Genomic DNA, 12,718 nt, shown 5'->3' with positions numbered 1-12,718 from the left:
GCTAACGCTGGAATGGTCTGTTCGTTCCATTCCTGCAAACTCGGAGTACTCACGCCGAATTACTTGGCGGGGATCCGATTCATAGCAATCCTGTTCGGCAGTAACGATCCAAGCGTCGCAACGCCGTCTATCACTTCGCGTCCAATGTCAGGTCAAGATGGAAATCGATGCTTTCTACACATTCACCATTGCTATCACGCTTTTGTTGGTGGGCAAGATCGTCACCGTGAAGACGCCGCTCCTGCGAAAATACTCCATTCCGGAACCCGTGGTTGGAGGACTTCTCTGCACGGTCGTCGTCGCTCTCTTCTATGCGGCGTTCGATAGACGGATCACTTTCGATCTCCAGATGCGTGACTTCCTTTTACTGCTATTCTTTGCCGGTGTCGGATTGAAGGCGGATGTCAAGACATTGCTTGCAGGCGGTCGCCCGCTAGCCATTCTGCTCTCGCTCGCAATCGCCTTCATCCTCATTCAAAATCTCACCGGCGTGGGCATGGCCACGGTCTTCGGCCTTGAAGCGAGGGCCGGACTGATGGTGGGATCAATTTCGCTGACGGGCGGGATCGGTACGACGCTCGCCTGGGCGCCAATTTTCATCGAAAGGCTTGGCATCCCGAATGCTATGGAACTTGGCGTCGCGGCCAACACCATCGGATTGATCGCAGCTTGCATGATCGGCGGCCCGGTCGCTGCTTACCTGATCAAGCGCCATAGCGTCGTCCCTACCCATTCCGCGGAACTCGACATAGGCGCTTCCAATGATGGCCGGCAATCCGGGCTGGATTATTTCTGTGTCCTTTGGGCGCTCCTCGCCCTGAACCTGGCTCTGATTCTCGGTCTCGGCATCAGTCACATTCTCGCTCTCACCGGTCTCAATCTTCCAGGCTTCGTAAGCTGCCTCATGGCCGGGATCGTCATCCGGAACCTCATGCCGATTGCTGTCAGTTCCAGGGTGCTCAGACTATGGCCCGGCGTGGATGACGGCCTTGCTCTGATATCAGACCTTGCGCTCGGCCTTTTTCTGACGATGGCATTGATGGGCCTTCAGCTCTGGCAGCTCAACGGCGTCTTCATATTCGTTGCCTGCGCCCTGGCCGTTCAAATCGCACTCGCGATCATCTTCACGATCGTCGTCGTATTCCGTCTTATGGGACGCGACTACGAGGCCGTGGTGATATCAGCCGGCTTCGGCGGGATAGCTCTCGGGTCGACGGCGACCGCGATCGCCAACATGACTGCGGTCACCCAGCAACATGGCGCGTCGCATCGCGCCTTTGTCGTTGTGCCTCTGGTATGCGGCTTCTTCATTGATATCGTCAATGCCTTAATCATCTCGGCTTTCGTCGGCTGATGAAACCGTTTCGTTTCGTCATGGCTGCAGCGACGACATGGTTCACGGTGTCGTCACCCGACGAGATACGAAGCCGGCAACCGGCACGCCGTGGTATTACAGCCTTGACCATTGACATGCCTGTCATCAGGTGATGATATGTTCTGAATTTCAAATCACGCGCTGATGATACTGGGGCAAATAGCAGTTCTTCACGCAAACACTCAGGTGGGCAATGAAGAACGCTCCAACAAAACCGCCTTTCGCGGCGGCTTTCCAAAGTATACGCCTCGCTTACACGAGAAAAATCAGGTTCAAGACCTGCTTTGACGACGGATGGCGGTCACGCTTCGCTTCTGCCGGATTTCCAGAATTTTCAAGTGACCGCATCAGATCGAACTTTCATCAGCAAGCCGGTTGGGCAGCCGTGACGTCTCGCGTCCGCCCAACGGCGGGTTTGCGCCACCAAGGCAGGCTCCTCACCATGACAATGACCCTCTGCACCCTGACATCAGATCGTTTCCGCGTCCAAGCCCAGCTCGCTTATGCAACCGCGAAAGGGGAAGTCCGCTCATGAAATCGCTGAAGAACTGGATCATTGGCGTCGTCGTCATTGCTGTCGTTGCCGGTGGTTATTACGCATTGCGCATTTACGACCCATCCGGTCTGCCGGCCGGGATTGCCGGCGGAAACGGCCGCATCGAAGCGACCGAAATCGACATTTCCACCAAGACCGCGGGACGCATCAAGGAGATCCTGGTCGATGAAGGCGCGTTCGTGACGGCCGGCCAGGTCCTCGCCGTCATGGATACGCAACAGCTTGAAGCGCAGCGAAAGCAGGCCGAAGCGTCACTGCAGCGCGCCGCCATCAGCGTCGATACCGCCCGAAGCCTTCTGTCCCAGCGTGAAGCGGAACGTGAGGCTGCCGCCGCGGTGATCGGCCAGCGGGAAGCCGAACAGGATGCCGCGGAACGCAAACTTGCGCGCACCGAGCAATTGATCCGCACCAACACGACATCGCAGCAGACGTTTGACGACGACCGCGCATCCGCACAGAGAGCCCGCGCCGCCGTCGCGGCCTCAAAGGCGTCCCTTTCCGCTTCAGAGGCAGCAATCGGCGCCGCCAAGGCCCAGATCGTCGATGCCGAGGCGTCCGTCGTGGCCGCCCAGGCTGCTATTGAAAGCATTGTTGCTGATATCAACGACAGCACGCTGAGATCACCCCGCGAAGGACGCGTGCAATACCGCGTAGCCCAGCCGGGTGAAGTGCTGTCGGCTGGAGGTCGGGTCCTCAACATCGTCGATCTGAGCGATGTCTATATGACCTTCTTCCTGCCCACAGAGCAGGCGGGCCGCATTCCGTTAGGATCGGATGTGCGTCTGGTTCTCGATGCCGCGCCCCAATATGTCATCCCAGCCAAAGCGAGCTTCGTGGCGGACGTCGCGCAGTTCACGCCAAAAACCGTCGAGACCGAGGAAGAGCGCCAGAAGCTGATGTTCCGCATCAGGGCGAAGATCGCGCCTGAACTGCTCCGCGAGCATATCCAATACGTCAAGACAGGGCTTCCCGGCATGGCCTATGTCCGCATCGCGCAGGATGCCGAATGGCCTGCTCATCTTAACGAGGCGCTGGTGAAATGAGCGGTTCGTTGCCAGGAGAGCAAAATGCGCGAGAGCCCGCTCCTGCGGTTGTGAAGATCGCGGATGTTAGTCTGTCCTATGGCAAGACGCGCGCGCTCGACGCGATCTCTCTCGATATTCCCGCCGGGATAATGGTCGGATTGATCGGTCCCGACGGTGTGGGAAAATCCAGCCTGCTCAGCCTGGTTGCCGGCGCTCATAAGATTCAGGACGGCCATATCGAAGTCCTGGGCGGCGACATCGCTGACAAGAAGCACCGAGACCGGATCTGCCCGCAGATCGCTTACATGCCGCAGGGGCTGGGCAAGAATCTCTACCCGACGTTATCGGTGTTCGAGAACATCGAGTTTTTTGCGCGCCTTTTCGGTCAGGACAAACGCGAGCGAGAAATGCGCATCGACGATTTGCTAAAGCGCACGGGCCTCGCCCCCTTTCCTGATCGACCGGCCGGCAAACTGTCCGGCGGCATGAAGCAGAAGGTCGGGCTTTGCTGCGCTCTGATCCATGACCCCGATCTGCTCATCCTCGACGAGCCGACCACCGGTGTCGACCCGTTGTCGCGCCGCCAGTTCTGGGAATTGATCGACGATATCCGCCGCGACCGCCCGTCGATGAGCGTGGTCGTCGCCACCGCCTATATGGAGGAAGCCCAGCGCTTCGACTGGCTGGTCGCGATGGATGACGCCAAGATACTCGCAACAGGCACACCTGATGAACTGCTCGCGCGCACCGGAGCCGCGAACCTCGACGCAGCCTTCGTCGCCCTGCTCCCGGAAGAACGTCGCCGCGGCCATCGCGAGGTCGTCATACCGCCACGATCCGATGAATCCCAGACGGACTTCGCTATCGAGGCCGAACATCTGACCATGCGGTTCGGCGACTTCACCGCAGTCGATAACGTTAGTTTCCAGATCCCGCGCGGAGAGATATTCGGCTTTCTCGGCTCGAATGGTTGCGGCAAGACCACGACGATGAAGATGCTGACCGGCCTGCTGGCGGCAACAGAGGGAACGGCGAAGCTGTTCGGCCAAGAGGTCGATCCGAAGGATATCGAGGTCAGGCGCAAGGTCGGCTATATGAGCCAGGCCTTCTCGCTCTACACCGAGCTTACGGTCCGCCAGAACCTCGACTTGCACGCCAGGCTGTTCAACCTGCCGGCTGAGAAAATTCCAGCGCGCATTGCGGAGATGGCGGAACGCTTCGATCTTACCGAAATCATGGATGCCTTGCCGGATGCGCTGCCACTCGGGATACGGCAGCGATTGTCGCTCGCGGTCGCCATGATCCATGCGCCTGACATTCTGATCCTTGACGAACCCACCTCGGGCGTCGATCCGGTGGCGCGCGACGGGTTCTGGCAGATCCTCTCCGACCTGTCGCGCAAAGATGGCGTGACCATCTTCGTTTCGACCCATTTCATGAACGAAGCCGAGCTTTGCGACCGTATCTCGCTCATGCATGCCGGCAAGGTGCTCGTCAGCGACACACCGCGCGGCATCATCGAGACACGTTCAGCCAAGACGCTGGAGGAAGCCTTCATTTCCTATCTGGAGGAGGCCATCGGCGAACAGGCTTCACCTGCGTCCGCCCCACTCACGCAGCGTGAAGAGGCGGATGAAGCCGCTGCGCCCCCGCCGGCCTCATCCGCCAGCTCCAGTTTCAATCTGCGCCGTATGCTGGCCTATACACGACGCGAGTCGCTCGAACTCCGCAGGGATCCGATCCGCGCGACGCTGGCTATCCTCGGCAGCGTCATTTTGATGTTCGTCATCGGTTTCGGCATCAACATGGATATCGAGAACCTGTCCTTTGCTGTGCTCGATCGGGACGACACGACGATCAGCCGCGATTACACGCTTCAGATCGCCGGATCGCGCTATTTCACGGAAAAGGCGCCGATTGTCGATTACAACGATCTGGACCGTCGCATGCGTAACGGCGAACTCAGCCTCGCATTGGAAATCCCTCCAGGCTTCGGGCGCGATGTCGCACGTGGCACCAATGTCGAGATTGGTGCCTGGATCGACGGCGCCATGCCTTCGAGAGCCGAGACCGTACGAGGCTACGTGCAGGGCATGCATCAGACATGGCTCACCCAAAAGGCGCGTGAACTCTATGGTGACGCAGCAACGATCGGCAATTTCCAGATCGCCCTTCGATACCGCTACAATCCGAGTGTCGAGAGCCTCAAGGCGATGGTGCCGGCGGTCATACCGCTGTTGCTGATGATGATCCCGGCTATGCTCGCGGTTCTGAGCGTGGTGCGCGAGAAGGAGCTCGGCTCCATCATCAATTTCTATGTGACGCCGGTGACGAGGATCGAATTCCTGCTCGGCAAGCAGATCCCTTACATCGCGCTTGCCATGCTCAACTTCTTCATGCTGACGGCATTCGCAATCTTCGTCTTCCAGGTGCCGCTGACTGGCAGCTTCCTGACGCTGACGGGTGCCGCGCTGCTCTACGTCACGGCTGCAACCGGGCTCGGACTGCTGATTTCCACCTTCATGAACAGCCAGATCGCGGCAATTTTTGGCACAGCGCTGCTAACCCTCATTCCGGCCGTGCAGTATTCGGGGATGATCGATCCGGTCTCCTCGCTTCAAGGTGCGGGCGCCTATATCGGCCAGATTTATCCGACGACCTATTTTGTCACCATCGTGCGTGGCACGTTCTCGAAGGCTCTCGAGTTCAAGGATCTCGCCGCCTCCTTCATTCCACTTTTAATCGCCGTCCCGGTTCTTCTTTGCTGCGGGGCGGCACTTCTCAAGAAACAGGCGGGGTGATCCATGCGCTTGGCCAACATCGCCCAACTCGGCGTCAAGGAGCTGCGCGGTCTCGCCCGTGACCCCATGCTCGTCGTCCTGATCCTCTATGCCTTCACCCTGTCGATCTACACGGCATCGACTTCAATGCCCGAGACACTCAACAAGGCGGCTATCGCCGTCGTCGATGAGGACCAGTCGCCGGTTTCCTTCCGCATCCTGACCGCGTTCTACCCGCCGTATTTTTCGATCCCGAAGCTCATATCGCAACATGAGATGGACAGTCGCATGGACGCCGGTATCGATACTTTCGCCCTCAACATTCCACCCAATTTCCAGCGCGATCTGCTCGCCGGCAGAGCGCCTACCATCCAGCTTAACGTTGACGCCACCCGCATGTCGCAGGCCTTCAGCGGCGGCGGATACATCCAGTCCATCGTCTCCAGTGAAGTCAGCGAATATCTCAACCGGTACAGGGGTGGCACAGAGGTTCCTGTCGATCTGGCGCTGCGGTCCCGCTTCAACCAGGAACTCAACAAGGGCTGGTTCGGCGCCATTACCAACGTGATCTCGTCCATCACCATGCTGTCGATCGTCCTCACCGGCGCGGCCCTCATCCGCGAGCGCGAGCACGGGACGATCGAGCATCTGCTGGTGATGCCGGTGACGCCGACCGAGATCATGCTCAGCAAGATCTGGTCGATGGGGCTTGTCGTTCTCGTTGCTTCCGCTGTCTCGATCGTGTTCGTCGTGCAGGGCGTCCTTCAGGTTCCCATTCAAGGCTCTGTCGGCCTTTTTCTGGCAGGGGCGGCGCTACAGCTCATCGCCACGACATGCATGGGGATCTTCCTTGCGACGATCGCCGGGTCCATGCCGCAGTTCGGCCTGTTGCTGATGCTCGTCCTGCTGCCGTTGCAGGTCCTGTCAGGCGGCGTCACGCCCCGCGAGAGCATGCCTCAGGTCATCCAGGACATCATGATGGCCGCGCCGAACACACATTTCGTCATCCTCGCCCAGTCGATCCTGTTTCGCGGGGCGGGCCTCGATGTGGTGTGGCCGCAGTTGCTGACGCTCGTTTTGATCGGGGCGGCACTGTTCGTATTCGCGCTGCGCCGCTTCCGAAGCTTCCTACGATAGGAGCGGGTACCGTGCAACGGACCAAACCGCTCGATCGAAGGGTAACAACTATAAATCCGGATCAGGAGATAATGACCATGCAAGAACTGATGAAAGCTGCGGTCGTTCATGAATTTGGGAAACCGACGACCATCGTAAGCGTCCCGATTCCAGTGCCGGGCCCCGGGGAACTGCTGGTTAAGGTCATGGCGTGCGGCGTCTGCCATACGGACCTGCATGCTGCTTCCGGCGACTGGCCGGTCAAGCCATCGCCGCCCTTCATTCCCGGCCACGAAGTCGCCGGCACGGTTGCTGCCATCGGCCCGGGCGTCACGGATTTTGAGATCGGCGATGCCGTCGGCATCGCCTGGCTCCACGATGCGTGTATGCGTTGCGAACACTGCGAAACGGGCTGGGAGACGCTTTGCGAGCATCAGCACAATACCGGCTACAGCTGCGATGGAGGCTTCGCGGAATACGCGATCGCCAACGCCGCGTTCGCAGCAAGACTGCCTGACAACGTTGATTTTAAAGCGGTCGCGCCCATTCTGTGCGCCGGGGTCACGACATACAAGGGCCTCAAGGAAACCGAAGTGCGCCCCGGCCAGTGGGTGGCGATCTCGGGCATCGGCGGACTGGGACAGGTTGCGATCCAGTATGCGAAAGCCATGGGGTTGAAGGTCGTTGCGCTCGACGTGTCGCCTGGAAAGCTCGCTTTGGCCAAGCAAACGGGTGCTGATCTGGCTCTCGACGCGCGGTCATCCGACGCGGTCGCCGAAGCCCTTGAAACAACAGGCGGCGGAGCGCATGGCGTGCTCGTCACAGCCGTATCGCCGCCAGCGTTCTCGCAGGCACCCCAACTCGTTCGGCGAAAAGGTACGGTCGCCCTGGTGGGATTGCCCCCCGGTGAATTCGCGACCCCTATCTTCGACGTCGTCTTGAAGCGGATAACGGTGCGTGGCTCAATCGTCGGCACGCGCCAGGATCTCGACGAGGCCATCGCCTTTTTTGCCGAGGGCAAGGTCAAGGCGCATGTCACCGCTGCGCCCTCGACGACATCAACCGGATATTCGATGACCTGAAGGCCGGCCGGATCGAGGGCAGGATGGTTCTTGACATGGCGGCGATGACGGCCTGACCGCACTCGGTGCCGGGCCTAAAGGAGGTGAGTATGATTACGTCTGACATCATGACGCGCGATGTTGCCACGATCAGTGTTGATGCTCACGTGCGTCATGCCATTTCCCGGATGCTGGAGCGAGGTGTCAGCGGTCTGCCGGTGACGGACAGTGATGGCAACCTTGTCGGGATCATTACCGAGGGCGATCTGATGTCCCGCAGGGAGATCGGAACGGCCTTGCTCGACCGGCAGGACCAACCGATGACCGATGAGCAGGATCTCGCAAACTACATTCATTCCAACAGCTGGCGCGTCGGCGACGTCATGACAGCCAAGGTCAGGACCGTGGAACCCGGCACGCCGTTGATCAAGGTGGCGCAAGCGATGCTCACCTTCAACGTCAAACGGCTTCCCGTGATCTCGGATGGTGCGGTTGTGGGTATCGTCAGCCGCCGCGATCTCCTCAAGGCGACATCCTTTTCCGGAATCGAACAGATTGCGCGGGGAGATGAAGGCATCAGGGTTGCAGCGTCGGCGCGCATCCGCAACGACCTCGGCTTCGGCCCTGATCTACTTCAGGTCGATGTCAGTGAGGGAACGGTGACGGTTGTGAGAGCGGACTTGACGGAGCTTCAACTGCGCGCTGTGCAATGCGTCGTGGAGGGAATTCCGGGTGCGAGTTTTTCCCAGTAAGCGGCCTGAGGTGCCGAGGTCGTTGTTTACCCACACCTGGAAACCGGCGCGCGGTAATCCGCACCGACTAAGAAATATCTCAAGAAAACGAGGCGTGCCCGAACACACCCGCAGGGTCTGTTCTACTGGATTGGCCGGCGAAAGCTTTCACTAAACGCACCAGGGGCTCCCAGCAGAAAGGCAAGATCGCACCAAATCGATGTTGATGGTCATCAGCTGTTGACTCCCTGCGATCAATCAGCCTAATAATTGGCCAATTGTCTCATCGCCAGCCGTCAAAGCGCGATGATGCCTCTCGTTGCATGACGATACTTGCAGCGGAGCGCGCGAAATTCATTGCAGATTTCGGTATTTCCCTGGAGGGGGTAAATGAGCATTGATACAGACGCATCCAAGGAAGGCAGCTTCCGGTTTCCGACAGCCTTCACCATCCTGTTCGGCCTGATCATTCTGGTCGCGGCGCTGACATGGATCGTTCCAGCCGGTCAGTATACGCGCGTCCAGAACGCTGCCTTGAACAAAGAGGTTCCCGTTGCGGGAACATATGCTATCACAGATTCGGCGCCCCAGGGAATCGTTGAGGTCTTCATGGCGCCGATCCGCGGGTTCTACGATCCCGCGGCCGGCACGGCAAACGCCATCGACGTCGCTCTGTTCGTCTTGGTGATCGGCGGGTTCATCGGGGTCGTGACCGCCACCGGCGCGATCAATGCGGGCATCGAGCGGGCCATGAGAGGTCTGAAGGGCCGTGAGAAATGGATGATCCCATTCCTGATGGCATTGTTCGCCTTCGGCGGCACCACCTACGGCATGGCCGAGGAAACGCTCGCCTTCTATATGCTTCTGATCCCGATCATGATCGCGGCGCGCTATGACGCAGTAACTGCCGTTGCCATCATCCTGCTGGGTGCGGGCGTCGGCGTTCTCGGCTCGACCGTCAATGCGTTCGCCACTGTCATCGCTTCGGATGCTGCCGGCGTGCCGTTCACCCAAGGGCTCGTGCTGCGTATCGTCATCCTTGGCCTCAGCTGGCTCGCCTGCGTTGCTTATGTGATGCGCTATGCGGAAAGGGTTCGGCTCGATCCCACCAGATCGCTGGTCTACGACATGAAGGCTGACAACGAGAGACATTTCCTCAGCACGCATCATGATGGAGCCGAGTTCACCACGACCCACAAGCTGGTGCTTGCCCTCTTCGCTCTCACCTTTGTCGTGATGGTGTGGGGAGTGCTCAAGGGCGGCTGGTGGATGGGCGAAATGAGTGGCCTGTTCCTCGCGTCCGCCATTGTGGTCGGCCTCATAGCCCGAACGGGTGAGAAGAATTTCACGGATGCTTTCGTCAATGGAGCTCGTGACCTTCTCGGTGTCGCCCTGATCATCGGCCTGGCGCGCGGCATCGTCGTCATCATGGATGCCGGCAAGATCACCGATACGATCCTGCACTGGGCAGAAGGGGCGGTCGCGGGCCTGGGCAAGGTCGCCTTCATCAACGTGATGTACTGGCTTCAGGTGCTGATGTCGTTCTTCGTGCCGTCGTCATCCGGTCTTGCGGTTCTGTCCATGCCGATCATGGCGCCGGTCGCAGATTTTGCCGGTGTCGGCCGTGACCACGTCGTGACCGCCTATCAGTCGGCAAACGGCGTGGTGAATCTCATCAACCCCACCTTCGCGGTCGTCATGGGAGCGCTCGCCATCGGCCGCGTGCCCTACGAGCGGTGGTTGCGCTTCATGTGGCCCCTGCTGGTGATCCTCACCGTCATCATCATGGCGAGCCTCAGCGTCGCCACCGTCATTGCATAAAGGAGATTTCCAATGACCCTCACCTATGGCGTTCACTCGGAGGTCGGAAAGCTTCGACGTGTTCTGGTCCACCGGCCTGGCGCAGCACTGGCCCGCCTGACCCCTTCCAATTGCCATGAATTGCTTTTTGACGACGTCATCTGGGTCAAGCAGGCCCGGGTCGAGCACCTGACCTTTGTCGACGCCATGCGTCATCGCGGTGTCGAAGTGGTGTTCCTTCGGGAGATGCTGGCGGAGACGCTGCAGATCCCGGAGGCGCGCCGATGGCTCCTTGAACGACGCGTCACGGACGACACCGTAGGCGTTGGTTTCGCCGACGATCTGAGGGCGCATCTGATGGCGATCGAGGCTGACGCTCTTTCCCTGATCCTGATGGGCGGCCTGAGTAAGGCGGAGTTGCCGATCAAGAGCGGCGGCCTGCTCTCGGAGACCTTGCGTCCGGAGGACTTCATCCTGCCGCCGCTGCCCAATCACCTGTTCACGCGCGACACGACCTGCTGGATTTATGGTGGCGTCACGCTCAATCCGATGCGCTGGAACGCGCGCAAGCTCGAAACCGTCAACATCGCTGCCATCTACCGCTACCATCCGGATTTCTGCGATGCCGGCTTCCCGGTATGGTGGGGGGATCCCGACAAGGACCACGGCCTCGCCACGCTGGAAGGCGGCGACGTCATGCCAGTCGGCAAGGGAACCGTTCTCGTCGGCATGGGCGAGCGCACCACACCGCAGGCGGTCGGTCAGCTTGCGCGCTCCCTGTTCGCGCAGGGTGGGGCGGAAAGAGTGATCGCCTGCAAACTGCCGATCGAGCGAGCGTCCATGCACCTCGATACTGTTTTCAGCTTCTGCGACCGGGATCTCGTGACGCTCTTTGCAGACGTGGCGCACAAGATTGAGCCCTACTCCATTCGCCCGGGAGAGAGCGAAGGCAAGATCGATGTGCGCAAGGAGGAGCGACCACTCGTCGAGGTCGCCGCCGAGGTGCTGGGACTGAAACAGTTGCGCGTGGTCGAGACGGGTGGCGACGCTTATGTGGCCGAGCGCGAGCAATGGGATGACGGCAACAACGTCGTAGCACTCGAACCCGGCGTCGTCGTCGCCTACGACCGCAACACCTATACCAACACGCAACTACGCAAGGCGGGCGTCGAAGTGATCACCGTACCGGGTGCCGAGCTCGGCCGGGGGCGTGGCGGCGGTCATTGCATGACTTGCCCGCTCGTCCGCGATCCAGTTTGAAGGAGGTTTGTCATGCCCGTTAACCTGAAAGGTCGCAGCGTCCTGAAACTGCTCGACTTCACGCCCGATGAAATCCGGTTCCTGCTCAAGCTGTCAGCCTCGCTCAAGCAGGCGAAATATGGCGGTTACGAGGAGCAGCGCCTAAAAGGCAAGAACATCGCGTTGATCTTCGAGAAGGATTCGACGCGTACCCGAACAGGCTTCGAGGTGGCCGCTTATGACCAGGGCGCCCATGTCACCTATCTTGGCCCGACCGGCACTCAGATCGGCAAGAAGGAATCGATGAAGGACACTGCACGGGTCCTCGGCCGCATGTATGACGGCATCGAGTATCGCGGCTTCGGGCAGGAACAGGCCGAAACGCTGGCGGCCTATGCCGGCGTACCGGTTTATAATGGACTGACCGACGAGTTTCACCCAACGCAGATTCTCGCTGATTTCCTGACCATGCGGGAATATACACGCAAACACCTGTCGCAGATCAGTTTTGCCTTCCTTGGTGATGCAGGAAACAACATGGGCAACTCGCTGCTGGCGGGTGCGGCGCAGATCGGCATGGATGTGCGCCTTGGCGCGCCAAAGGCCTGCTGGCCCGAGGACGATCTGGTGCTGTCGTGCCGGGAGATCGCAGCCAGGACAGGTGCGAAGATCACCCTCACCGAAGACCCTGCCGAAGCCGTCAACGGCTGCGATTTCGTCTATACCGATGTCTGGGTGTCCATGGGCGAACCGGATTCGGTCTGGAAAGAGCGCATCGAACTGCTCACGCCCTATCGCGTCACCGCCGAGATCATGGCGACGACTGGCAATCCGCATGCGAAGTTCATGCACTGCCTGCCCGCCTTCCACAATCGCGAGACCGAGATCGGCGAGAAGATCTTCCGGCAATATGGCATCGACAGCATGGAAGTGACCGAAGAGGTCTTTGAATCGGAAGCCTCCATCGTCTTCGACCAGGCCGAAAACCGGATGCACACGATCAAGGCCTTGCTTGTCGCCACGCTGGGGTCCTGA

Annotated in this window: 8 protein-coding genes and 1 pseudogene; all 9 read left to right on the top strand. The window is 59.7% G+C overall.

Translation table 11 applies throughout. The features are described 5' to 3' along the window. The first annotated feature begins 157 nt into the window (after positions 1 to 157). Entirely contained in the window at positions 158 to 1,354 is a 1,197-nt protein-coding gene (gltS, locus tag JZY08_RS20850; RefSeq protein WP_077548375.1) for a sodium/glutamate symporter, read from the top strand. Between the two features lie 552 nt (positions 1,355 to 1,906). Further along, positions 1,907 to 2,974: an HlyD family efflux transporter periplasmic adaptor subunit gene (locus tag JZY08_RS20845; protein ID WP_077548374.1), complete on the top strand. Its 1,068-nt coding sequence runs from the start codon at positions 1,907 to 1,909 to the stop codon at positions 2,972 to 2,974. After that, positions 2,971 to 5,757: a ribosome-associated ATPase/putative transporter RbbA gene (rbbA, locus tag JZY08_RS20840; protein WP_077548373.1), complete on the top strand. Its 2,787-nt coding sequence runs from the start codon at positions 2,971 to 2,973 to the stop codon at positions 5,755 to 5,757. The genes JZY08_RS20845 and rbbA overlap by 4 nt, the downstream gene beginning before the upstream one ends. A 3-nt stretch (positions 5,758 to 5,760) precedes the next feature. Continuing rightward, positions 5,761 to 6,873 carry an ABC transporter permease gene (locus JZY08_RS20835; RefSeq protein ID WP_077548372.1) on the top strand — a complete coding sequence of 371 codons (1,113 nt, stop codon included), beginning with the start codon at positions 5,761 to 5,763 and terminating at the stop codon, positions 6,871 to 6,873. A gap of 71 nt (positions 6,874 to 6,944) precedes the next feature. Next, positions 6,945 to 7,990, top strand: a pseudogene (gene adhP / locus JZY08_RS20830) (alcohol dehydrogenase AdhP). 33 nt (positions 7,991 to 8,023) lie between these two features. After that, complete coding sequence (locus JZY08_RS20825; protein ID WP_216331580.1) at positions 8,024 to 8,665, top strand: CBS domain-containing protein; 642 nt, start codon at positions 8,024 to 8,026, stop codon at positions 8,663 to 8,665. A 369-nt stretch (positions 8,666 to 9,034) separates the two neighbouring features. Further along, entirely contained in the window at positions 9,035 to 10,465 is a 1,431-nt protein-coding gene (locus tag JZY08_RS20820; RefSeq protein WP_077548370.1) for a YfcC family protein, read from the top strand. A 12-nt stretch (positions 10,466 to 10,477) separates the two neighbouring features. Next, on the top strand, positions 10,478 to 11,704 hold the full coding sequence (gene arcA, locus JZY08_RS20815; RefSeq protein WP_077548369.1) for an arginine deiminase: 1,227 nt from the start codon (positions 10,478 to 10,480) through the stop codon (positions 11,702 to 11,704). 12 nt (positions 11,705 to 11,716) lie between these two features. After that, positions 11,717 to 12,718, top strand: coding sequence for an ornithine carbamoyltransferase (gene argF, locus JZY08_RS20810; protein WP_077548368.1), 1,002 nt, complete (start codon positions 11,717 to 11,719; stop codon positions 12,716 to 12,718).

It is taken from the genome of Rhizobium sp. X9 (genome assembly GCF_018873185.1).
Classification (GTDB): Bacteria; Pseudomonadota; Alphaproteobacteria; order Rhizobiales; family Rhizobiaceae; genus Agrobacterium; species Agrobacterium oryzihabitans.
This window is presented reverse-complemented; position numbering and strand designations above follow the sequence as displayed.

What these genes read in the sequence shown, in the direction of transcription:
- gltS (WP_077548375.1), top strand. Translation starts at nt 158, where the DNA reads ATGGAAATCGATGCTTTCTACACATTCACCATTGCTATCACGCTTTTG.
- arcA (WP_077548369.1), top strand. Translation starts at nt 10,478, where the DNA reads ATGACCCTCACCTATGGCGTTCACTCGGAGGTCGGAAAGCTTCGACGT.
- JZY08_RS20825 (WP_216331580.1), top strand. Translation starts at nt 8,024, where the DNA reads ATGATTACGTCTGACATCATGACGCGCGATGTTGCCACGATCAGTGTT.
- JZY08_RS20835 (WP_077548372.1), top strand. Translation starts at nt 5,761, where the DNA reads ATGCGCTTGGCCAACATCGCCCAACTCGGCGTCAAGGAGCTGCGCGGT.
- JZY08_RS20820 (WP_077548370.1), top strand. Translation starts at nt 9,035, where the DNA reads ATGAGCATTGATACAGACGCATCCAAGGAAGGCAGCTTCCGGTTTCCG.
- JZY08_RS20845 (WP_077548374.1), top strand. Translation starts at nt 1,907, where the DNA reads ATGAAATCGCTGAAGAACTGGATCATTGGCGTCGTCGTCATTGCTGTC.
- argF (WP_077548368.1), top strand. Translation starts at nt 11,717, where the DNA reads ATGCCCGTTAACCTGAAAGGTCGCAGCGTCCTGAAACTGCTCGACTTC.
- rbbA (WP_077548373.1), top strand. Translation starts at nt 2,971, where the DNA reads ATGAGCGGTTCGTTGCCAGGAGAGCAAAATGCGCGAGAGCCCGCTCCT.